Here is a 1,878-nt window from a genome sequence, read left to right as displayed (position 1 = left end):
TTTAGAAGAAGAAGCTGGTCTGGAGATAGCCGTAGAAGGTGTCGGCTGTGGCAGGCGCGTTGGGGGCGGTCTGCAGGAATCTGCCTTTGATCAGGTAGGTGACGCCGGTATCCATCAGCCAGGCGTCCGGGATGAGCCAGTACCGCAGGCGAGTCTCGATCTGCTGGCCGGCGAAGTTGCCGGATCGGCCGGTACGGTCCCGTACCCCTGTGGTGGCGAAGGAGTCGGTCGCGTCCGCCAGGAAGAGCGGGCGGTAGGTGACGAAGGCATCCCAGATCGGGCTCGGCGTGACCTCCAATCGTATGCCCGGCGAGATCAGGTTGGACCGCTGCACCGCGCCGTAAAGGCTGGTCGGACCGTATTCCCAGCGCCGGGCGCCGAACAGGGTATCGAAACGGGTGAAGGTGGCAGGGTTGGCGCTGTCGCCGCTGGCTTGATCGTATTGAAACGAGACCCGCGGCAGCCACGCCGTATTGAAGGTGTAGCCTGCCTGCGTATGGAAGAAGTAGGCCGAGACATGGAGATCGCGCCTGTCGGTGATGGCGGCCGTCTCGCGGGCGCGACCCGTCTGGTAAGTCGTTTCGACCTCCCAGTCCCACTGCGCAGGCCTCGGCGCCTTCCATAGCCGGAAGCCGGGGGTGAACAGGCGGCGGTTGCGGGTTTGCAACGATCGCAGGCCTGACCCGGTATCATCCTCGTACAGGCCGTAGCCATAGAGCTCGAGGGTTCCGCCGAATACGTTCGCGAAGGTATAGGAACTGCCGTAAAATTGCAGATCCAGGTTCTCCTCATCCAACACGATCGCATTGTCGAGGATGCCCGGCACGTCGTTGGGCAACCGGTTGTGCGGCATGGTCCAGAACACGGTCATCTGATCCTTGTTCGCGCCCTGCCAGTCGAAGGACGCGCCGGTGAAGGCATTGATGGTGTTTCGGTAGTCGTTACGCGCCATGAGGCGGCGTGAACCGACGTCCTTCGTGAACCGGCCGGTGGTGAGGCTGCTATTCGAACCATTGCCCGTTTGCTCGGAAAGATCGAACTTGAGATAGGCCTGGGTGAGCTCGAGGGCGTTCACCTCCGTGGTGGAGGCCGTCGAGTTCGGTTTCTGCAAATAGCCGCGGCTGTCGAACACTTCGCCGCCGATCTTGATCTTGTGGCCGGTATCGTACTCGGCGTAAATGTTGGTACGGAGTGCGAGTAACACGTCGTCCTGCGGGGCAGGCGCCGGACGGAACTGGTTGTTGATCCCTTCGATGCGGGACCGGAAACTGCCCCCGATCTTGAGATTGTCGGGTCGTCCGAGTGCGTCGTAGAGCGTGAACACCGGCTTCGTCGTGGCCGCCTTGAAGTAAGGAAACGTCAGCGCCTGAACCTGCTTTTCCGACCAACCCTGAACATAGGTATCCGCCCAGCTCGGGGCGGCGAGTGGGGCATAGCCCTGCCTTCCCTGCGCCTGCCGCTCGGCCTGCGTTTTTGAACATACGTCAGGTTCGCTGCATCCGCCTTCATCGTGTAGTGAACGCGCCTGCGCCGGATTCGATGGGATGGCGACAAGCAGGACGGTGGACAGGAACGCCAGCCCTGCTGTCGAGCCGAGGAAATAACTCTTCAAACTATTCATATCATCCCCCCCCATGCTGCTCTGTCATGCGGGTTCGGATCCCCGCTGAGCTGCAACATTCGAAAAACGTTTCGCGCAGTCGTTGGCTGACCGCAGCCGTCCGCGCATGCCGGGGCGCTCCTCATTAACGAGGAACGCGCGCGGCCACCCAGAACAGCGATCATCTAAAAACAGGACGACTCGGGATGCCCCCCGGCCGATAGCCTATCGATATGTTTCTCGCTATACATCGTACAGCGCGGTGTCAACATGCAGGC

Annotated in this window: 1 protein-coding gene; it reads right to left on the bottom strand. The window is 61.3% G+C overall.

The features are described 5' to 3' along the window. Position 1 precedes the first annotated feature (1 nt). On the bottom strand, positions 2–1,621 hold the full coding sequence (locus tag B2M20_RS18630; RefSeq protein WP_079448502.1) for an alginate export family protein: 1,620 nt from the start codon (positions 1,619–1,621) through the stop codon (positions 2–4). Between the last annotated feature and the right edge of the window lie 257 nt (positions 1,622–1,878).

The sequence above is a fragment of the Nitrobacter vulgaris genome, from assembly GCF_002028545.1.
GTDB classification, from domain to species: Bacteria; Pseudomonadota; Alphaproteobacteria; order Rhizobiales; family Xanthobacteraceae; genus Nitrobacter; species Nitrobacter vulgaris.
Note: the sequence above shows the minus strand (reverse complement) of the source record. Positions and strands in the feature narration are given on the sequence as shown.